Here is a 19,413-nt window from a genome sequence, read left to right as displayed (position 1 = left end):
ATCGCACCACTTTACAGAGGAGAGTGACATGAGTAAGACGAGTGGCTCACATGCCGTTAAGGAGTTCACCAAGGCCCCATTGACAGAGGAGGGCCTGACGGAGACGGTGCAACGCATCACTGCTGGCGCTGACGAGTTCAGTGTCCTGAATCACAGCGCGCGCCTGGCGCTCGTCGCCAAGGTTACCGAGCAGTGGCAGCAGGATTTCGTCGACAATTTCCATATCCCCGCGGACCTCGCCAAGGCGGGCGAAGAATACGGCGCGATCGAGCAGGGTGATAAATATCCCAGCTTGTCCGATGCGGTGCGCGAAGCACTGTTGAAGCGTTTCGACGATCGCTACGGCGATGGCGGCCCGAGACTGTGGCCGGCACTTAATGGTGCTGCGGCCAGCAACAAGTAATGTCAATTCGCTGCGCGTAACCGTTCGCGCAGCATCCCCAATCAGTAGCCATGCAGGCGTCCCGGTATTCGGCGACGCGCGTTGCGTTGTCGGCTGTCCGTTGCCCTCGAATTTCAATTAATCCGCAGGAGTCGAAAACAGCGCTTCTGCTTCGGCAAAACCATAGAAACTGCGCTGCATGGCCTGCCAAGTGCCGCTGTTGCGTGCTTCGGCGGCGATTTCGCGGACTGTGCCCATTGCCGCCAACATAGGACATACGCCCAAGCTGACACGGCTGGCTCCCGCGCCGAACAGTTCCGCAGCGGCAGGCGCGCCCGGCATGGCCATCAGGTTGAGCGGGCCATGCAGGAGCGTGCGCAGTCGCTTGATGAGCGCGATGTCGGTCAATGCGGGAACAAACACCATGTCGGCGCCGGCCGCCAGGTAAGCGTTGGCGCGCGCCACGGTCATCGCAAATCGGCTTTCGGCATCATCGCCCAGGCCCAGCAGGTAAGTATCAATGCGGGCATTGATCCATAGCGGCAAGTCGGCTTGTCGCGCTGCTTCGCGGGCGGCGCCGATGCGGGCGGATTGTTCTGTGATGTCGAACAGGGACGAAGGCGTGGCGCCGTGGCTGTTATCTTCGAGGTTGATACCGACCGCGCCAGCTTCAATCACGCGCCGGATAGTATCCGCCACTGCCGGCGCGGATGCGCCGTAGCCGGCTTCGATATCGGCAGTCACCGGAACATTCACTGCACCGGCAATTGCCGCAATATGCCGCAGCATGTCGTCGCGGCCGATCAGCTCGGCATCGCGATAGCCGTGCGAATAGGCTATCCCGCCGCTGGTGGTGCCGATAGCCGCGAAACCCGCTTCCTCAAAAATGCGGGCGCTGGCGATATCCCAGGCGTTGGCGAGCAGGAAATTGCCTTGCAGGTTGATGTTGCGAAACTGCCGGGCGAGGTCGAAACGGGTTTGCATGTGTTTCTCCGTAATGAGCAATATCAATGACGCAGATTATTGCCGTCATCAATGCGCTGAGCCGGCGCTTTTCGGACGTCGCCATCAAGACATCCGGGGCGTCATGACCATGTCCGAAAACCGCTAGACAGTGCAAAATAATGGCGCGATCATGCCGCATGGAACTCGATCACGATACTTGCTACCGGGCGCTGGCCAGCCGCGATGTGCGCTTTGACGGCCGTTTTTTCGTGGCAGTCAAAACCACCGGCATTTATTGCCGCCCGATCTGTCCGGCGCGCACCGCAAAATCGGAAAACGTGATGTTCCTTCCGACTGCCGCCGCCGCGCAGGAAGCAGGTTTCCGCCCTTGCTTGCGCTGCCGCCCGGAAGCCGCGCCAGACTCCGGCGCATGGCGTGGCGTCTCGAACACCGGCGTATCGAATACCGTGTCGCGCGCGTTGGCGCTAATCGAGATGGGCGCGCTGGATGACAGCGGAATGGAGGCCCTGGCCGAACGTCTTGGCGTCGGTGAACGACAGCTGCGACGCCTGTTTGCGCAGCATGTGGGCGCCGCGCCGGTGACCGTGGCGCAGACGCGCCGCGTACTGTTGGCCAAGCAACTGATTCATGAGACGCGGATGCCATTCACCGAGATTGCGTTTGCAGCCGGTTTCGGCAGCGTGCGCCGCTTCAATGAAGTGTTCCAGGGACTATATCAACGCCCGCCAAGTGCTTTGCGACACGCAACGAAACCGGAGCAATCGGCAGGCCCGCAAGGCGAGGTAACGCTCTTGCTGCGCTATCGTCCGCCTTACGACTGGCCAGCCATGCTGGGCTTTTTGCAAGCGCGCGCGATTGCCGGCCTGGAGCGTATCGTCGACGACTGCTATTACCGCAGCATCAGCCTCGACGGTGCACATGGCACAGTGGCAGTGCGGCCGGGCGCCGGCAATGCCCTTGAGGTGACGATCCGCTTTCCGCGGCTGGCGTCGCTCTCGGCAATCATCGCCCGTTTGCGCAGGGTGTTCGACCTGGCGGCCGATCCCGAGGTCATCAACGGGCAGTTGGCGGAAGATCCTCTGATGTCCAGGCTGACAGCTGTCCGTCCCGGCTTGCGGGTGCCAGGCGCCTGGGATGGTTTCGAGCTGGCGATGCGTGCGGTCCTCGGTCAGCAGATAACCGTGACTGCCGCAGTCAAACTGGCGGGGAAACTGGTGCAGCAATATGGCGAGCCGTTGGCGCAACTCGCCGCCGACCGGCCCGGCCTGACCCATGTCTTTCCGCAGCCGGAACGCGTGGCCGCCGCCGATCTGGCAACGCTGGGCATGCCAAGAACCCGTGCCGCAACCTTGTCCGTCGTAGCGGCGGCGTTGGTCGCAGATCCGCAGTTGTTCGACACCCGCGCCAGTCTGGAGGAGGCAGTCCTCAGGTTGCGCGAACTACCGGGCATAGGAGATTGGACTGCGCAGTACATCGCAATCCGCCAATTGCGCGAAACCGATGCGTTTCCAGCCGGGGACGTCGGCCTGATGCAGGCAATCGCGCAGCATGAAGGTGTCAGACCCAATGCCAAGCAGTTGACCGAGCGTGCCGAAGCCTGGCGGCCTTGGCGCGCGTATGCGGCACAGCATCTTTGGGCATCGATTGTGTGATGCCGAGGGATTAATTATTCTAAGAAATTACGGTAATTTGATGCTGATCAGGCATTGCTATGCGCGCATCGAAAATACAATTTTCCGGATTTATTGCAACTAGCAGGGGGGTCGAAAAAACGATGACAAGCAAGCAAAGAGCCTTGATTGTATTGGTGCGGCTGGCTGGAATCGAACCAGCGACCCTTGGCTTCGGAGGCCAATACTCTATCCACTGAGCTACAGCCGCGTATGAGGAACTGAGAAGAGGCATGAAGGATACCGTTTTTCTGCGCGCGCGTCCATGCAAAGCAAAGGATTCCCGTTCCAAAAGGTAATTATTGCGACTATAATCAAGGGTTTGGCGAGGGATCGTGCGCTGTTCTGGCGGTTTGAACGGTTTTTTGTGCGGATGGTCCGGCTTTTCGGTTTTGAAAATTGCACTGGGGAAATCATGAGCGACGCACATAACGAAGAACATCAATCCGCAATCAAGACGCCAAAGCAACTGATCGCTGCCATAGCGGCAGGCTTTCTGGTCCCCATCATCTGTATCGTCTTGCTGGTGCAGTACGTCACCAACGGCAAGAAGGTCGGCGCCGGCTCCGAGGGGCAGACGGCGGAAGCGATCGATACCCGTATCAAACCGGTGGCCGATATCGGCTTCACCTTCAAGGATGTCAACGCACCGAAGCAATTGCTGTCGGGCGAAGAGGTTTTCAAGTCGACTTGCTCTGCCTGCCATGCCGCGGGTGTTGCTGGTGCGCCTAAGGTTGGCGATGCCGCTGCCTGGGGGCCACGTCTGGCTGACGGCTATGACAAGGTAGTCGGTTATGCACTGCACGGCTTGCGGGCAATGCCTGCCAAGGGCGGCAATCCTGACCTGGACGATATCGAAGTCGCGCGCGCGGTGGTCTACATGGCCAATCAATCCGGCGGCAAATTCAAGGAACCTGAAGTGCCGGCTCCGGCTGCACCGGCGGCTGCCGCTGATGCTTCAGCAAGCGCCGCTGCGTCTGCTGCCGCCAGCGCGGCTTCGGAGCCTGCTGCAAAATAATGCAGTGCAACCGGTCGTAAAAAAAGCCAGTCAAGAAATTGACTGGCTTTTTTTTGCCCAAGACTTCGGGTTGCGAGACAGAGATCAATAGGCCTGAGACTGGCCTTGCTGAGGCGCTGGTTCGCGGACGAACAATTCAACGCGGCGGTTGATCGCACGGTTGGCCGCCGTATCATTGGCGACCAGGGGCTGGGTCGAGCCGAGGCCATCCATGGTGATGCGGTTCGGCGCAACGCCGCGGCTGGTCAGGTAGCTGGCGACATTCTGTGCGCGCTGGCGCGACAGTGGGCCGTTGATCGCATCCGTACCGGTGCTATCCGTATGGCCGTAGACTTCCACCAGGGAGGTCGGGCTCTGTACCAGCGTAGTTGCCAGCTGGTCCAGGATCGGGCGCAGGGCCGGATTGAGGTCGGCGCGTCCGGTAGCAAAGCCGGTATCGGCCGGGACGTTAACCTTCAGCCGGTTGTCGGCAGTCTGGGTGACCTGGACGTTGGTACCAGCCGTGGCCCGTTCCATTGCCATTTTCTGTTCTTGCTGGCGTTGACCCCAGATATTGCCGCCAACCGCGCCGATTGCTGCGCCTATGCCTGCGCCGATAGCAGTGCGCTTGGCGCCGCCCGGACCTGCAATGCCGCCGACCAGGCCGCCCAGTACAGCACCTGCGCCGGCTCCCATCGCCGTACTCTGTTGCGTTTCCGACATGTTGGCGCAACCTGCGGTTGCCATGGTGACGGCCAACATCAGGGCGCCAATCTTGAATTTGTTCATGTTCTTTCCTTTCAAATCTTGGTATGAGACAGCATCAGAAAAAATACCTTATCCCTCGCTGGGGATTACATCTGTTCACTATCTTTTGTTGCCTTGCTACTTCTACTGCTGAGATAAACGGCGGCGCCGATCGCCGCAAGGGCAGCGCTGCCGACAAGTAAAGGTTTGCGCGTGCCGCGCTTGGCAATCCAGGATGCGCCTGAGAGCAGCAGCGGCAGCATTGCCGGCAGGTTGACGGCATTGAGATTGCCTGGCTTGCCGAAGACCGAAGACGCTACGCCGGTGACGCGTCCAAACAGGTTGGCCAGCAGCGAACGGCTGTGCAGGCTGTTGCGGACGACGTCGCGCGAGTTCACCATGGCGGCGCGGAATTCGGCCCCTTCCTGCAGCAGTTTCTGCTTGCGTTCGGCGGTCGAAAGGCGGCTTTCCGCTTGCGGGTGTCGATTCATCTGAGGTTCTCCGCTCAAAGTATGGCGTCGCGATCTTTGCGCAGTTCGGCCATGGTGACCGGCAGGCCGAGGCGACCCTGGCGCAGCACGCTGCGCACATATACGCCGCAGCCGATTGCCACGATGGTGAACAGCGCCGCCAGGATCAGCAGGATTTTCCATCCCAGCGCATCCCAGGCCAACACCACTATCAGGGCGCACCAGAATGCCAGTGCAAACCAGAGCGCGACAATGCTGAGCGCACTGGCTAACATCAGCCTGAGCAGGTGAGTGCCGATTTCGGAGAATTCCAGCGCGGCCAGTTCAATGCGGCTGATCACCAGCGCAAACATGTTCTTGGCGGTGCCAACCAGGCCGGACACCAGACCCGGACTGCCTTGCTTGGGTTGTTGTGAATTCATGCGCGCCTGAAGGTTATGTTGCGATTATTTACGGGAGATGACCAGGCCGACCAGCAAGCCGATGCCGGCCGAAATGGCAATTGCGCGCCATGGGTTTTCCTGCACGTATTCATCGGTGGTTGCTGCAATTTCCTTGCTGGTTTCGATTGCTGCAGCTTGCACGTCCTGTGCCTTGGACACTGCTGCGTCCAGTAGTTCCAAACCTTTTTCACGCAGGTCTTCGGCTTTCTCGCCAGTTGTCGCAGCCGCTTCGAGGAATAACTCCTGGGCGTCCTTCACCAGGCTACGGACGTCGCTGCGGGTGGTTTTCAGAGTGGATCGATACATCGTGGGACTCCTTGATTCGTCATGTTCAAATAGCGTAGGTCGTTTCCGTGGTTTGCACGAAAGCGGTTGCCGATGTCGGCGAGGTCATGTCGGCGATGATACAGGCTCTCATGTTTGTCTGCCAATAAAAGGCCAGTGGTCGGCGACAGGTTGCCCGATCACGCAGAGGGAGGGGAGGCGGCGCTTTGTCCCCGTCTGTGGGAGCGAGCAATAATATTGCAATAATGTACTACTTCTTGTCACGTAGTTCGGCAATCTTTTCAATGTTACCTATCTGCAGAACGATTGGCCGCAGCGCAATCGTGGGTTGCGCCGGGCGCCAGGCGAACAGCCATTCGTGCTGGGAAGCCTCGGGTTTGCCCTTGGTGAATGCCGTTCCCAGCGGACTTTTCTGGCCATAGCTCACGGCAGCGTCGATGCCGGCCCAGTTCGGCAGGATCCGCTGCGCGGCGCGATGGATCAGTTCGCCGAATTGCTCGGTGTCGTGAATCACCAGGCAGCAATCCGCTGGCGCAAATGCGGAAAACAGGGCCGCATCGTCGCTGCTGCTCATGCTCAGGGTCAGCAACTGCGGCATCGGCCGCACGCCGGTGCTGCGCGAATGATGCAGATTGCTGATCTGCAGGCTTTCTGCCGGCGGACGCAAACGGAATTCTCCGAGTGTAAGGGAGCGCTCCAGCCATTGCCGTTCCGAATATCGGTAAAGCTTGGAAGGGCGTTGATAATCTGCGCTTAACATGGTGACCTGTCTGGATGTAGTGCGTATCGGCGTCGGTATCCGGCCGCTGGCCGGCAAATCGCGCTGATACCTGGCTGATGGAATAGGGGAAGCGGCGACAACGATTCCGCCCGCTGGGGCGAGTTGTCGCCTGCCTCCTGTTAAAGGTGGAATTCGCCGTTGGCTTCCGGCTGGTAGGTGACTTCCAGTATCCGCAGTTGCAAAGGACGGCCGCCCGGCCCTTGCCAGGAAATCGACTGACCTACCGACAGGCCCAGCAAGGCGCTGCCGACCGGCGCCAGGATCGACACGGCATCCGGCGGGTTTGACGGGCTCGGGTAAGCCAGCGTCAGGCCGTATTCGGTGTGGGTCGTGTCGTCGACGAAGCGTACCGCGGAATTCATCGTAATCACGCCTGGCGGAATTTGTTCCGGATCGACCACCGTAGCGCGGCGCAATTCCTCTTGCAAGGCGTCAAGGCCCGGCAGGTTGCGATAGGCGGCCGATTCCAGCAATTGTTCAATCCGTTCTAGGTCAAAGCTGGAGATGGTGATTGGCGGCTTGATATCCATTGTTTTGTGATCTCATCAGAAAAAAGGTGGGAGTAATGCAAGTGGCAAGTGCGAACGCTGCGTGACGGGTTGTCACACGGTGGCATTCCTGGCGTTGCGGCTGGTAGACCGATGGTAGGCGAGAAGCGCGGCGGAAGCAAGTCAGGCAGGTCGTGACGCCCGGCAACAGCAGCGCTGTCCTATTCGTCCATCTGCTGTTCGGCGATCGAACGTAACTGGAAACGGCCGTCGTCATTGAACAGCCAGCTTTCGGCGATTTCGACTTCGCCGCGCCGCAGGAATTTGCTTTCGGGTTTGGGGAAGGGCGCTGCGCGACGCAAGGCGGTCAGTGCGCTGGTTTCCGCCCGGCGGTCCTTGTTGGTGCGGATGATTTCGGTGCGCAGCAATTGGCCGTCGGCGTCGACATAATATTTGACCACGATCACCGCCCGCAGCAGCGCTTGCGGCCGTCCGACATAAACCGCGGTCGAGTTGACCGCTACGATGCGCTGCGCCAGCGCACGTTTGTAATCGTCCAGCGTGGAGGCGGTCGAGGTGGCGTCCGGCGTGGTGGTGGCGATCGGCGGCCGGGTTCCGGGCAGCAGGCCGGAGCAGCCACTCATCAGCACCGCTGTCGCGCAATACAGTCCCATCCTGGTCTTGGCATTCATTGCAGTCTCCGAACGTGGCGTGGCATTACCGGTATCGTGGCGGCCTCTACCCAGTGTGACAAGCGCCGTTGCAAAAATCAATTATCGGTAATCATAAGAATTTCGATTTCCGAATGGAAATATGCAATTAATCCTCTTTTAATCGTCTTTTACCGGCGGTTTTGTATATAATTCTGCCGGGTTGATGAGCGCTTGTTGCAAGAGCGGATCAACAGGCCGGCGCATCGAAATACACTGCTTCGAAAAACTTTTCGAAACAAAATTTGACGAAGCGCTAGCTTATTTAAAAAAACCGTTGTACAATCTGCCCCCTTCAGGCGTAGTGACATACGCTAAGAAAGTTTGGCTGACTAAGTGTGCATTTTGGGTGCTTAGCTCAGTTGGTAGAGCGGCGCCCTTACAAGGCGTAGGTCGGGAGTTCGAGCCTCTCAGCACCCACCAAGTAGCCAAACGATCGTAAATGAAGTGCAGTTTAGGAGTGGTAGTTCAGTTGGTTAGAATACCGGCCTGTCACGCCGGGGGTCGCGGGTTCGAGTCCCGTCCACTCCGCCAAGAATACAAATGCCCGCGCAAGCGGGCGTTTTTATTTATACGTCCAGTTTCATATTCCCGTGTGCGGGAATATCGCTCTGCGGAGTGGAGGAAGCCGCCTGCGCGGCTTCCGGCGGGACTCGAAGGGCTGCGCTTGCAAGCGCAGCAGCGGCCTGCAGCATGTAGGCGAGTCCCGTCCACTCCGCCAAGAATACAAAACGCCCGCGCAAGCGGGCGTTTTTATTTGTAAGTCCAATTCATCTCAAAAGCGATCGCCGATAGTGCGCGTGATCGAACTTCCTTCCGATTTTTGCAACAGCAGCTTGCCATTGCGGATCACCAGCGTTTCGGTGCTCTTGTCCCTGGTTTCGGCGATCCGGCCGATCGGGCCGATTGCCATGCTGATCTGGGTCGACACCTTCACCTCGGCGCTCTTGTGGTCGGGGGCAATCTCGATATGGTCGATCGAGACCTGGTAATTGGTCGACATCTGGCCGCCGGTCTGCCGTCCGGCCTGGGCCAGCGAGGTGAACATCTTGTCGAATTTATCGCAAGACTCTTCCTTGTCGGCGTTCTCCTGGATGCGTCCCTGGCTGGTGGAGTTGACCCCGGTACGGGTAAAATCCTTGGTCATCATCGCGCACAGCGCCTTGCTGCGACCGTTCAGGACGTGTTCGGTGGCGGTATCGTAAAAGCGGTTGACGCTTTCTTCGTCGATGGTATTTTGACGATTCCAGTACCAGCTGCCTATCCCGATGGCAACTAACAATAAAATAATGACTCTCATGCTTCCTTAATCCTTTAAACGGGAAAACAGCCTCTAAAAAAGTTTTCATTTCGCCATGCGGACACCCGTCTGCGGGTTTACTATCGATGGAAGTTGTAACTTAAATAGTCAGTAAGCTATAGAATATCTGTAGCGCAATAATTTTGATAGATAACTTAACAATCCCGCATCCATGCGAATGCCAGAATATAGAGCGCTAATGTTTTCGCATGGAAATATGTCCCGCATCCATTTCGCTGAAAAAATGAATTGCTGTCCGTTACGCGTGGCTGCTTGTTGCCAATCAAACTAAAAAAACAAATGGCAACCTACGGGAAATCGGGGAAATGACACAGCAACGTTCAAAAGAATTCAACGCGATGGCGCTTGGCATGGTTGCCCGCGTCGCCTTGAGCGGCTTGCTGGATACATTGCTGCTATGGGGATTTTCCCGCGCCGGCGTGATCGAGCCGGAGATTGCGCTGCTGTATGGCATGGTGGTGGTGATCATCAATGGCATCTTCTATTTGCTGATCCGCAGCGGCGTCAATCGCCGCTACAAATATCCCAGCATGATGTTTCCGCAGATGGTGACGGCGCTGCTGATGCAGACCGCTTTCATGATCATGGCGCCGCATGTCGGCTATCTGTTCCTGATCAATTTTTTCATCATCTACGGCTTCGGAGTGCTGGGGTTGAGCACCTTCTGGTACGTGGTCAGCTGGCTGATCGGTTCACTGGCGTTGGTGCTGGCCTTCAGCGTGACGGGCTCACACCTGAGCTTCCCGGTCGCCACCAATTTCAGCCAACTGCTGGTCTGCCTGTCCTTCATCCTGACCCTGGGGCGTTGCATCTACCTGGCCAACATGCTGAGCCGCATGCAACGCAAGATGACCGAAAAGAACCAGCAGCTGGTGCAGGCCATGAAGCGGGTGCAGGAACTGGCTACGCGCGATGAACTGACCAATATCGAGAACCGCCGTTCACTGATGGAAATCCTGGCGGTCGAACAGAAGCGCTTCCAGCGCGGCGGTACGCCGTTCTGCATCGCCATCCTCGATCTGGACGGCTTCAAGTCGGTCAATGATAATTTCGGCCATGCGGCCGGCGATATGGTGCTCAAGACCTTCGTCGAGATCGTGCGCAATGAGATGCGCCTGAGCGACCACTTTGCCCGTTATGGCGGCGATGAATTCGTACTGGTGCTGACCGGCACCACGGTCGGTGAAGGTGTGACTGCGCTAGACCGCATCTGCGCCGAGACGGAAGCCTACGATTGGAGCAAGTTCGGCCAAGGCATCGTGCTGACCGCTTCGATCGGGATTACCGATTTCCGCCCTGGGGAAACCATCGACGCAGCATTCCAGCGCGCCGACATGGCTCTGTACGCGGCCAAATCGGCTGGACGCAACCGCGTCATGATCAGCCCTGATAGTTTCGATACCTCAAGCGACGGCACCACCATCCGCGCGTTCTAGTTGGACTCTGCATAAGCTACTGCGCCCGGCAATCTCAACGCTGTGATGCTCACCGTACTTTCGTACGGCTGCGCTCCTCGCGCTGACATTGACGGGCTCGCTACGCTTCTGCAGAGCCCCTTGCCGGCTGTTAAAAGCTCGTTACTAACTTAGCTTAGGGCTTGGGCTTCGCCGCCTAATGCAAATACCAGGTCGTTGAGCATCTTGCTTAGTTCGCCGGTCATCAGCATCATGTCGGAATCGAAACGTTCGTCGTCGTTCTTGCTGCTGGTGTCGTTGCCTTCTTTCAGGACGTCTAGCGGCGCGATGCGTTTGATGGCCAGCGATTCGGTCAGGACGAAGGAAATGTGGTCGGCCCAGGTCATGGCCAGGCGTGTGCATTGCTTGCCGGCGGCGATGTGGCGACGGACGTCGTCGGCTTCGATGGTGTGGCGCACGTAGCGGACGGTGGCCTTGCCTTCGCCGGTGGCGCGCAGTTCGGTGTCCTGGTCGACCGTGAAGCCGTGTGGCGCTTCGTCCGATGCCAGCCAGTTGGTCATCGAGGTCAGCGGCGAATGCGCCGTGCGCAGGCCGGAAATCTGCAATTTATCTACCGAAGCGAGCAGCAGCTTGAGGATTTCCTCGGCTTTGGTCGGGCTGGCGGCGTCGATCACCAGCCAACCGTTGACCGGATCGATCCAGACCCAGGTATTGCGCTGGATGCTGAACGCGCGCGGCAGCAGCTCGTCGGTGATTTGTTCCTTGAGGTCCTTGAGTTGCTTGCGACCTGGCGCAAAGCCTTGCTGTTCTTCAATCTCAGCGGCGCGCGCCTTGGTGACCTGGTTGACGACGGTGGCCGGCAGCAGTTTCTTTTCGGTGCCGAGCAGGATCATCATCTGGCGATTGACGGTATGCACCAGCATGCCGTTCTCGCGCGGCGACAGCCAGCCCTGGCTTTGCAATTCCAGGCTGCTGCACTTGGCGAAAGCCTGCGGCGCCAGGAAGGCTTCCAATTGTTCTGCTGAGATGGCCCACGGAGCGGGAATTCGGAAAATTTGGAGATTTTTAAACCACATGGCGTTCCAATAAAATAAAGCAATCGCAGGCACGGCTTCATGGCCACACATCGTGCGGCGATTATGCTGTGCCCAAATCGGTTAAACGGGAAGTTTGAAGCAGCAGTTGCAGGCCAGGTCGCGCTGGGCTAATCCAGCCTGCAAAGTTAAATTGACGGGATGATCAGATACCCATATTGGTCAGTGTATCGGCGATTTCGCGCAATACCGGCTCCAGATGTGGATGTTTCACTGCCAGCCGCGCCGAAATGCCTTGGGCGCGTTCCACCAGTTCCGAGCGCAGATCGGGTTCGGGCGTCTTGGCGGCGGCGTCTGCTGCATCTTTTTTGAGCAGGTCCTGGATGTCGATATCCAGCTTTTGCAGCAGTTCCTTCAGTTCATTATCGACTGTACCGTTGCTTTCCAGCGTGGTGTGGAGCTTTTGCAGTGATGCCTTGATATTGTCGATGGTCATGGTGTGCTACTCCTGAAGTAAGTGTTGCGGTTCCGGACAGGCTGGAACCGGCATGCATTTTGGGCCGACCGCAAGATTCGCGGTACGTCCTGACTTGCCTATCATCTCACGCCGCTCGCGGCTTCTGCAACAATGCCTTCAAACTGGCCAGGCGGTTCTGCGGCGTGATCTGTTCGGCTTCGGTTGGCACTGCGTCGCCCTCGTCGAGCCGCATTTCCTTGACGAAGCGCGATATCTCGCAATGGATCGATTCGCCGGCGCGCTTGCGCTTCTTGCACCAGCTGACATGCAGGCTGCGCTGGGCGCGTGTGATGCCGACGTACATCAGGCGCCGTTCTTCCTCGATGCGGGCGGCGATGGTCTCGGGCGGCGCGTCCGGATCGCCCTTGTGCGGCAAGATGCCCTCTTCGACGCCGATCAGGAAAACGTGTGGGTATTCCAGCCCTTTGGAGGCGTGCAGGGTCGACATGCGCACCGCATCCGGTTCTTCGTCGCGCCCTTCCAGCATCGACATCAGCGCCACCATCTGGGTCAGTTCCAGCAGATTGCGCTCGTCGCCGTCGCCTTCCTTGCCGCCGTTGCCCTTTTCCTTCAACCAGTTGGTGAAGTCCAGCACGTTTTGCCATTTGCCTTGGGCGGCACGGTCGTCGAAGCTGTCGTACAGGTAATGCTCGTAATTGATTTCCTTCATCATGTCGTCCAGCACCGCCGCCGCGTTTTCGCCGCTGCCGGCCGGGCCGACGCGGCTGGCGCGCGCTTCCAGCTGGTTGATGAAATGGCAGAATTCGCGCAGCGGATACAGCTGGCGGTCGGTCAGCTTGGCTTCAATGCCGCCCTTGAAAACGGCTTCAAACAGCGAGCACTGCCATTGGCCGGCGACTGTGCCCAGCACTTCCAGCGTGGCCTGGCCGACGCCGCGCTTGGGCGTGGTGATGGCGCGGATGAAGGCTGGATCGTCGTCTTCGTTGGCGATCAGGCGCAGGTAACTGATGATGTCCTTGATTTCGGCGCGGTCGAAGAAACTTTGACCGCCCGACATCGTGTACGGGATGCGTTCGCGCCGCAGCGCTTTTTCAAAAATTCGCGATTGGTGGTTGCCGCGGTACAGGATGGCGTAATCGGAGAACTTGGCGCGCCGCTCGAAGCGGTGTGCCGACAGCATGATCGCCACCTGCTCCGCCTCTTTCTCGTCATCTTCCATGCCCATCACCTTGATCGGATCACCCAGGCCGTGTTCCGACCACAGCTTTTTGTCGAACAGCTTGGGGTTGTTGCCGATCACCGCGTTGGCGGCTTGCAGGATGCGGGTGGAGGAACGGTAATTCTGTTCCAGCTTGATGACTTTCAGGTCGGGGAAATCGACCTGCAGGGTTTTCAGGTTTTCGATGGTGGCGCCGCGCCAGGCGTAGATCGCCTGGTCGTCGTCGCCCACCGCGGTAAACATCGGTTTCTTGCCGAGCCCGGTCACCAGCAGCTTGACCAGTTCGTACTGGCAAGTGTTGGTGTCCTGATATTCATCGACCAGCAGATAGCGCAGGCGGCGCTGCCATTTGTCGCGCACCGTTTCGTTGCTGCGGAACAGTTCCACCGGCAGCCGGATCAGATCATCGAAATCGACCGCCTGGTAGGCCGCCAGCGTCGCCACATAGCTGCGGTAGATGCGCGCGGCCTGGGCTTCGTCTTCGGTAACGGCCTGATTGATGGCCTGCTCGGGATCGATCAGGCCGTTCTTCCATAACGACATGGCGGTCTGGATGCGGCGGATCAGTTGCTTGTCGGTGGTGATCGCCAGGTCTTGCACGATTGAAAAGCAATCGTCGCTGTCCATGATCGAAAAACGGTCTTTCAGGCCCAGTTCACGCGCTTCCTGGCGCAGGATCTTGACCCCCAGCGAGTGGAAGGTGCTGACCGTGATGTGTTTGGCCTGTTTCGGGTCCTTCAGCAGCTTGGCGATCCGCTCCTGCATTTCGGTGGCGGCCTTGTTGGTAAAGGTCAGCGCCGCGATATGTTTGGCGTCGTAGCCGCAATCTTCGATCAGGTGCTGGATTTTCTGCGTGATCACGCGTGTCTTGCCCGAACCGGCGCCGGCCAGCACCAGGCAGGGGCCGTCAAGATACTTGACGGCTTCCCGTTGGGGAGCATTCAGACCGAAATTGGGGGTAGACGACATAAGTGACAGACAGCGACAAGCCGGAAGGAGCAAAGCGCTGTATTTTAACAGTGTGGGAGTGCTGCGACCCTGCTTACCGTCTTGCCCCAGCTAGGCCGCCGAATATGGGACAATTCGCCATCAACCCATTTGCCGGACATGCCATGAAATTCAGCCATCTGATCGAAATCAACGATCCCCTCAACCCGCTGATCGACACCCTGACGCGCGAGCAATTGTGGCGCGGGCTGGTCATGCGCGCCGAACAGCCAATGTTGTTTGTCGAGCATCTCGACGACTGCCTGCTGTCTGAACAGTCGATGCAGTCGGTCACGCGAGAGTTGCGCTATGGCAAAGTCATCGTGCGCGACATCGTCAGCTACCTGCCGCAGTTGCAGGTGCGCTACCAGGTGCCGAAACAGCAGGATATCGGCGGTTCCAACCTGATCATGACGATCGAAGAACCGGAGTCGGGAATGCTGTTTGTGCGTTTCGAGTATGAAGACGACGCCGTTGAGTTGCAGCCGGCGGCCCAGGCCGAACAGGAGTTTTACGACGAATTCCGGCGTTCCGCCTATCAGGAAGCCGATATCGACACGGTGCGTGTGATTCGTGAACTGGCGGCCGAAGGCCGGTTGGGATAAAACCCGGTTGCAGGAGCGGCGTGGCCGGATCGGCTTTTATCGGAAATTGTTTTCCACCGCAAACTTGATCAATTCCGCCTGGCCGTCGATATCCAGCTTGCGCTTGATGTTGAGCCGGTGCGCTTCGACGGTGCGCACGCTCAGGTCCAGTTCGCGAGCAATCTGCTTGTTCGATTCGCCGTTCGCGATGTGCTGCAGCACCTGCCTTTCGCGCGCAGTCAGCAACTGGCCCGGCGTCATTGGCCGCGCCAGTTTTTGCGCCAGCGCGGCGCTGTAATAGATCCCCCCTGAAATCACCGTTTCGATCGCGTGCACGATGTCCTTGCCAGGTGCGTCCTTGAGTACATAGCCGCGCGCGCCGGCCTGCACCGACTGCATCAGGTACTCGGTCTTGTCGTGCATGCTCAGGATCAGCACGGCGATTTCCGGGAAGTCCACATGAAAACGGGCGGTCAGGTCGATGCCGTTGATGCTGCCGCGCAGGTTGATATCCATCAGGATCAGGTCGATCGGCTGCTGCCCGGCGCGCTGCAAGGCTTCTTCGGCGCTGCCGGCCTCGGCCACGATGTCGAAATGCGGCACCGCCTCCAGCCGTGCGCGCAGGCCGTCGCGCACCAGCGGGTGGTCGTCGACCAGCATGATTTTGGTGGATGGTTGATCGGACATTGATTCTTTTCTGTGAGGCGCAGCGTTACGCCGCTTTCAATTGGGATCGGGGAATTGTGGCGAGCACAGTGGTGCCCGCTGACGATGAACTCACTTCCAGTTTACCGCCGACCGCTTCCAGCCGTTCCGCCATATTGCGCAGGCCGATGCCGCGTTTCGGATTGCCGTCGATCTGCGCCATGTCAAAGCCGACGCCATCGTCGTGCAGGGTTAGCGTAATTGCTTGTCCATCGTCCTGCAAGTGCATGACGATCTGCTTGGCTTGCGCGTGGCGGGCAATATTGGTCAGGGCTTCCTGGGCGATGCGGAACAGCACCGTGTTGACCACGGTGGGCATGTCGTCGGTGTTGCCCGAGACGCTGAAATCGATCGGGGTGCCGGCGTGCGCCTGCCATTCTTGTCCCAGGTGGCCGAGCGCTGCCGCCAGGCCCAGGTCATCCAGGATGGCGGGCCGCAAGTCGTGCGAAATGCGGCGCACTTCGCCCAGCACATCGTTGAGCTGGCCGGCGGTGCGCTCGAAGTTGGTCCTGGCCGCGGCGGCATGCTGCGGGCCGTTGTCGAGCTTGGCGATGCCGGCCTCGACCTGCAGCTTGATCGACACCAGCCACTGGCTGATGCCGTCGTGCAGATCGCGCGACAGCCTGGCGCGTTCCTCCTCCTGCGAGCGCACCACGCGTTGCGCCAACACCTTCAGCTTGGCGTCGGCGACCCGGTGTTCGCTGATATTCAGCACCAGCCCGGAAGCGCCGACCACCAGCGCGCTGAGGATGGCGATGCCGGCGATCCACCACATGGTGCTGAGGATATTGCCGGAGACCTGGGTATCGATCTTGTTGAGCGCATCGTCGACATCATCCAGATAGATGCCGGTGCCGAGCATCCAGCCCCATTTCGGCAGCGGCACGACATAGCCGAGCTTGGGAGCGACATGGTGGCTGGACGGCTTGGTCCACAGATAGCGCTCGAAGCCGCCGCCGTTGCGGGCGCGTTCGATCAGGTGCTGGATGGTCAGGCTGCCGTTGGCGTCTTTCATGTCCCACAGGTTGCGCCCAACCAGTTCCGGCTGGCGCGGATGCATCAGGTTATTGCCCTGCATGTCGTAGACAAAGAAATAACCATCGTCGCCGTACGACAGTTTGGCCAGGATCGCCTTGGCCTGGTCCAGCGTGGCCTGGTCGTTGCGGCCGGAATCGTACAGATGCGCGATCGAACGCGTGGCCAGCGCGACATAGTGGTTCAGCTCGGCTTCCTTGCTGGCCAGGTAAGCGGCCTGGATCGTCGCCCGCTGCTGCTGGCCGAGCGAGATCGCCTGGTGCCGCACCGCCAGCGCGATGGCGCACAACGCCAGGATCAGCGGGACGATCGCCAGGAAGATGATTTTTTGCCGTAATTTCATGGCGCTACTTTACTCGGAAACGCATCGGAATCCACAAAATCCCTTGGTCGCCGGACGCGCATCGAGCGCCGCGTACACGTGCGTGTGCGTGCGTATGCCTGCGTATACGTAGTCCTACCTAGAAATGCTGCGTAGTTCCTCGCTTGTTCCCAACCCGCATATGCCAAATACTTGGCCGGCTACATTTGGGGGAGTTTTTGCGTCCTGGCAAATCACCCTCTATCAATAAAAACAATATTCCACAAATTCATTCCCGGTTGGGAGGAGAACAATGAATCGTCTATTTTCAAAAATGGGCTGGCTTGCGCTGGCCCTGCTCGGTGCATTCGCGTTTGGCTATATCGGCCTGCAGCGCGGCGAATCCATCAGCGCCATCTGGATCGTGATTGCCGCAGTCTGCGTCTATCTGATCGCCTACCGTTTCTACAGCCTGTATATTTCCGACAAGGTGCTCGGCCTCGACGCCACCCGGATGACGCCCGCGTACAAATACAACGACGGGCTGGATTATGTGCCGACCAACAAGAACGTCTTGTTCGGCCATCATTTTGCGGCGATTGCCGGCGCCGGCCCGTTGGTCGGTCCGGTGTTGGCGGCGCAGATGGGTTATCTGCCAGGCATGCTGTGGATCCTGGCCGGCGTGGTGTTTGCCGGCGCGGTGCAGGATCTGATGGTGCTGTTCATCTCGACCCGCCGCGATGGCCGCTCCCTTGGCGACCTGATCAAGTCTGAGTTGGGGCCGATTCCTGGCGTGATCGCGTTGCTCGGCACGTTCATGATCATGGTGATCATCCTGGCGGTGTTGGCGCTGATCGTGGTCAAGGCGCTGGCGGAATCGCCGTGGGGCACGTTCACGGTGGCGGCGACCATCCCGATTGCATTGTTCATGGGCGTCTACACCCGCTACCTGCGCCCGGGCCGGGTCGGCGAGATTTCGCTGATCGGCTTTGTGCTGCTGATGCTGGCGATTGTCGGCGGCCAGTATGTGCATGACCATCCGGTGCTGTCTGCGATGTTCACCTTTACCGGCAAGGAATTGACCTGGATGCTGATCGGTTACGGCTTCATCGCTTCGGTGCTGCCGGTGTGGTTGCTGCTGGCGCCGCGCGATTACTTGTCGACCTTTCTCAAGATCGGCACCATCGTCGGCCTGGCGCTGGGCATCGTGTTCGTCGCGCCGACGCTGAAAATGCCGGCCTTCACCCAGTTCATGGATGGCTCCGGCCCGGTCTGGTCGGGTAGCCTGTTTCCTTTCCTGTTCATTACCATCGCTTGCGGCGCAGTGTCCGGTTTTCACGCGCTGATCGCATCCGGCACCACGCCCAAATTGCTGGAAAACGAGCGCCACGCGCGCTTCATCGGCTACGGCGCGATGCTGATGGAATCGTTCGTCGCCATCATGGCGTTGATCGCTGCTTCCTGCATCGAGCCGGGCGTGTATTTCGCGATGAATAGTCCGGCGGCATTGATCGGCACGACGGTTGACTCGGCTGCGCAGGCGGTGTCGCAATGGGGCTTCTACGTGACGCCGGAAATGCTGGCGCAGGTGGCCAAGGATGTCGGCGAGCACAGCATCATTTCACGCGCCGGTGGCGCACCGACCCTGGCGGTCGGCATGGCGCACATCCTGTCGAGCATCGGCGGTGGACAAGTCATGATGGCGTTCTGGTACCACTTTGCGATCCTGTTTGAGGCGCTGTTCATCCTGACCGCGGTGGATGCCGGCACCCGCGCCGGCCGCTTCATGCTGCAAGACCTGCTCGGCACCTTCGTGCCTTCCATGCGCAAGATCGATTCGGTGCCGGCCAGCCTGATCGCAACCGCATTGTGCGTCGCCGGCTGGGGTTATTTCCTGTACCAGGGCGTGGTCGATCCGCTGGGCGGCATCAACACGCTGTGGCCGCTGTTCGGCATTTCCAACCAGATGTTGGCGGGGATTGCGCTGATCCTGGCGACTTGCGTCCTGTTCAAGATGAAGCGCGACCGCTTCGCCTGGGTCACCATCCTGCCGACCATCTGGATCCTGATCTGCACGCTGACTGCCGGCTGGCAAAAGATGTTCGACGCCAATCCGCGCGTCGGCTTCCTGGCGCATGCCGAGAAATACCAGGCGGCGCTGGCGGACGGCAAATTGCTGGCGCCGGCCAAGTCGGTCGCGCAGATGCAGCAGGTGATTTTCAACGATTACCTGGATGCTGGCCTGGCTGGTTTCTTCATCCTGGTGCTGCTCAGCATCCTCGGGTTTGGCATCAAGACGGTGCTGGCGGCGCGCGCAGTCAACAAGCCGAGCACCAAGGAAACGCCATTCGAATCGCTGCCGGCAAGCGCCCTGCCGTCAGCCTGAAAGGCCAAG

20 protein-coding genes and 3 tRNA genes are annotated in these 19,413 nt (G+C 59.2%); 8 read left to right on the top strand and 15 right to left on the bottom strand.

Features of this window, described 5'->3' with window-relative positions; all coding sequences use genetic code 11:
* The first annotated feature begins 28 nt into the window (after positions 1-28).
* Positions 29-403, top strand: a complete 375-nt coding sequence (locus ACIPF8_RS09510) for a hypothetical protein (protein WP_400420055.1) — start codon at positions 29-31, stop codon at positions 401-403.
* A gap of 117 nt (positions 404-520) precedes the next feature.
* Here the strand turns inward: ACIPF8_RS09510 and ACIPF8_RS09505 are convergent, their stop codons facing one another.
* Positions 521-1,366: an isocitrate lyase/phosphoenolpyruvate mutase family protein gene (locus ACIPF8_RS09505; protein WP_400420052.1), complete on the bottom strand. Its 846-nt coding sequence runs from the start codon at positions 1,364-1,366 to the stop codon at positions 521-523.
* A gap of 158 nt (positions 1,367-1,524) precedes the next feature.
* On the opposite strand from ACIPF8_RS09505, the gene ACIPF8_RS09500 reads away from it, so the two are divergent.
* A complete protein-coding gene (locus ACIPF8_RS09500; RefSeq protein WP_400420049.1) occupies positions 1,525-3,000 on the top strand; it encodes an AlkA N-terminal domain-containing protein in 1,476 nt (491 codons plus the stop codon).
* A gap of 153 nt (positions 3,001-3,153) precedes the next feature.
* Here ACIPF8_RS09500 and ACIPF8_RS09495 read toward each other — a convergent pair.
* Positions 3,154-3,229 (bottom strand) — tRNA-Arg (locus ACIPF8_RS09495).
* A 204-nt stretch (positions 3,230-3,433) separates the two neighbouring features.
* On the opposite strand from ACIPF8_RS09495, the gene ACIPF8_RS09490 reads away from it, so the two are divergent.
* Entirely contained in the window at positions 3,434-4,036 is a 603-nt protein-coding gene (locus ACIPF8_RS09490; protein WP_400420048.1) for a c-type cytochrome, read from the top strand.
* 84 nt (positions 4,037-4,120) lie between these two features.
* Here ACIPF8_RS09490 and ACIPF8_RS09485 read toward each other — a convergent pair whose 3' ends face one another.
* The 7 genes from ACIPF8_RS09485 to ACIPF8_RS09455 form a co-directional block, all read right to left on the bottom strand.
* A complete protein-coding gene (locus ACIPF8_RS09485; RefSeq protein ID WP_400420045.1) occupies positions 4,121-4,804 on the bottom strand; it encodes an OmpA family protein in 684 nt (227 codons plus the stop codon).
* A 65-nt stretch (positions 4,805-4,869) separates the two neighbouring features.
* The gene (locus tag ACIPF8_RS09480) at positions 4,870-5,253 is read right to left on the bottom strand and encodes a hypothetical protein (RefSeq protein WP_400420042.1); all 384 of its coding nucleotides are present in this window, start codon (positions 5,251-5,253) and stop codon (positions 4,870-4,872) included.
* A 14-nt stretch (positions 5,254-5,267) separates the two neighbouring features.
* A complete protein-coding gene (locus tag ACIPF8_RS09475) occupies positions 5,268-5,654 on the bottom strand; it encodes a phage holin family protein (protein WP_400420039.1) in 387 nt (128 codons plus the stop codon).
* A gap of 24 nt (positions 5,655-5,678) precedes the next feature.
* Positions 5,679-5,981, bottom strand: coding sequence for a YqjD family protein (locus ACIPF8_RS09470; RefSeq protein WP_400420036.1), 303 nt, complete (start codon positions 5,979-5,981; stop codon positions 5,679-5,681).
* Positions 5,982-6,210: 229 nt separating this feature from the next.
* Positions 6,211-6,720 (bottom strand): hypothetical protein, encoded by a 510-nt coding sequence (locus tag ACIPF8_RS09465; RefSeq protein ID WP_400420033.1) that lies wholly within the window; start codon positions 6,718-6,720, stop codon positions 6,211-6,213.
* A 140-nt stretch (positions 6,721-6,860) separates the two neighbouring features.
* Entirely contained in the window at positions 6,861-7,271 is a 411-nt protein-coding gene (gene rnk, locus ACIPF8_RS09460; RefSeq protein ID WP_400420031.1) for a nucleoside diphosphate kinase regulator, read from the bottom strand.
* A gap of 179 nt (positions 7,272-7,450) precedes the next feature.
* Positions 7,451-7,921 (bottom strand): energy transducer TonB, encoded by a 471-nt coding sequence (locus ACIPF8_RS09455; protein ID WP_400420028.1) that lies wholly within the window; start codon positions 7,919-7,921, stop codon positions 7,451-7,453.
* A gap of 365 nt (positions 7,922-8,286) precedes the next feature.
* Here ACIPF8_RS09455 and ACIPF8_RS09450 point away from each other — a divergent pair.
* Together ACIPF8_RS09450 and ACIPF8_RS09445 are read left to right on the top strand one after the other, a co-directional pair.
* A tRNA-Val gene (locus tag ACIPF8_RS09450) sits at positions 8,287-8,362 on the top strand.
* A 34-nt stretch (positions 8,363-8,396) separates the two neighbouring features.
* A tRNA-Asp gene (locus tag ACIPF8_RS09445) sits at positions 8,397-8,473 on the top strand.
* Between the two features lie 241 nt (positions 8,474-8,714).
* Here ACIPF8_RS09445 and ACIPF8_RS09440 read toward each other — a convergent pair.
* Positions 8,715-9,239 carry a hypothetical protein gene (locus ACIPF8_RS09440; RefSeq protein ID WP_400420025.1) on the bottom strand — a complete coding sequence of 175 codons (525 nt, stop codon included), beginning with the start codon at positions 9,237-9,239 and terminating at the stop codon, positions 8,715-8,717.
* 326 nt (positions 9,240-9,565) lie between these two features.
* On the opposite strand from ACIPF8_RS09440, the gene ACIPF8_RS09435 reads away from it, so the two are divergent.
* Entirely contained in the window at positions 9,566-10,696 is a 1,131-nt protein-coding gene (locus tag ACIPF8_RS09435; protein ID WP_400420022.1) for a GGDEF domain-containing protein, read from the top strand.
* Positions 10,697-10,845: 149 nt separating this feature from the next.
* Here the strand turns inward: ACIPF8_RS09435 and ACIPF8_RS09430 are convergent, their stop codons facing one another.
* From ACIPF8_RS09430 to ACIPF8_RS09420, 3 genes are all read right to left on the bottom strand, one after another.
* Positions 10,846-11,751: a recombination-associated protein RdgC gene (locus tag ACIPF8_RS09430; RefSeq protein WP_061534999.1), complete on the bottom strand. Its 906-nt coding sequence runs from the start codon at positions 11,749-11,751 to the stop codon at positions 10,846-10,848.
* Positions 11,752-11,914: 163 nt separating this feature from the next.
* Positions 11,915-12,205, bottom strand: coding sequence for a DUF4404 family protein (locus ACIPF8_RS09425; protein ID WP_400420019.1), 291 nt, complete (start codon positions 12,203-12,205; stop codon positions 11,915-11,917).
* Positions 12,206-12,311: 106 nt separating this feature from the next.
* Entirely contained in the window at positions 12,312-14,375 is a 2,064-nt protein-coding gene (locus tag ACIPF8_RS09420) for a UvrD-helicase domain-containing protein (protein ID WP_400420017.1), read from the bottom strand.
* 143 nt (positions 14,376-14,518) lie between these two features.
* On the opposite strand from ACIPF8_RS09420, the gene ACIPF8_RS09415 reads away from it, so the two are divergent.
* Positions 14,519-14,998, top strand: a complete 480-nt coding sequence (locus tag ACIPF8_RS09415) for an SRPBCC family protein (RefSeq protein ID WP_400420014.1) — start codon at positions 14,519-14,521, stop codon at positions 14,996-14,998.
* Between the two features lie 36 nt (positions 14,999-15,034).
* On the opposite strand, the gene ACIPF8_RS09410 is transcribed toward ACIPF8_RS09415, so the two are convergent.
* Both ACIPF8_RS09410 and ACIPF8_RS09405 read right to left on the bottom strand, forming a co-directional pair.
* Complete coding sequence (locus tag ACIPF8_RS09410; RefSeq protein ID WP_400420012.1) at positions 15,035-15,664, bottom strand: response regulator; 630 nt, start codon at positions 15,662-15,664, stop codon at positions 15,035-15,037.
* Positions 15,665-15,689: 25 nt separating this feature from the next.
* A complete protein-coding gene (locus ACIPF8_RS09405) occupies positions 15,690-17,060 on the bottom strand; it encodes a cache domain-containing protein (protein WP_400420009.1) in 1,371 nt (456 codons plus the stop codon).
* Between the two features lie 271 nt (positions 17,061-17,331).
* On the opposite strand from ACIPF8_RS09405, the gene ACIPF8_RS09400 reads away from it, so the two are divergent.
* A complete protein-coding gene (locus tag ACIPF8_RS09400) occupies positions 17,332-19,404 on the top strand; it encodes a carbon starvation CstA family protein (protein WP_400420007.1) in 2,073 nt (690 codons plus the stop codon).
* Positions 19,405-19,413 lie beyond the last annotated feature (9 nt).

It is taken from the genome of Collimonas sp. NPDC087041, from assembly GCF_044745265.1.
Classification (GTDB): Bacteria; Pseudomonadota; Gammaproteobacteria; order Burkholderiales; family Burkholderiaceae_D; genus Collimonas.
Note: the sequence above shows the minus strand (reverse complement) of the source record. Positions and strands in the feature narration are given on the sequence as shown.